This is a genomic window from Chitinophaga varians (assembly GCF_014529945.1).
In the GTDB taxonomy this organism is placed as follows: Bacteria; Bacteroidota; Bacteroidia; order Chitinophagales; family Chitinophagaceae; genus Chitinophaga; species Chitinophaga varians.
This window is the reverse complement of sequence record NZ_JACVFB010000037.1, coordinates 1-486: the sequence shown is the minus strand read 5'-3', so window position 1 is coordinate 486 and position 486 is coordinate 1. Positions and strand designations below refer to the sequence as shown.

General features: G+C 58.4%; 1 protein-coding gene. It reads right to left on the bottom strand.

Annotated elements, in window-relative coordinates; genetic code table 11:
* The coding region (locus ICL55_RS34940) for a condensation domain-containing protein (protein ID WP_246496879.1) at positions 1 to 486 on the bottom strand (486 nt) is incomplete at both ends.

Below are 486 nucleotides of genomic sequence, written 5' to 3'. Positions count from 1 at the left end.
ATCCAGCACCACTTCCTCCACCCCTGCCTGATAGCCTGATGCCGCCGGCACTTGCCGGGGCAGGCAGGAAACGCCTTCATAGCCAAACAGGTATTGTTGCCAGTACAAACGGGAAGCACTGCTGTCCTGCTCCTGTAACCAGCGGATATACGAAGCATAAGGACGCACCGCCGGCAACTTCGCCATACGGCCACCACGACGCGAGGCATACAGCTCCCGGAAATCAGAGATAACGATACCCATGCACCAGCCGTCCATCACGATATGCGGATGGCTCCAGATAAACCAGTAAGTCTCTGCTGCGGAACGTACCACCGTTAAGCGCATCAGCACATCCCTGCTCAGGTCGAAGCCCCGTGCCCGGTCCGACACGGCAATGTCATGCACCAGCGATGCCTCTTCCCCGCCAGCCTGGCAAAGGGCACGCACATCTTCATAACGGAAATCCAACGCTCTTTCCCGCAACACCACCTGCAGAGGACGAGC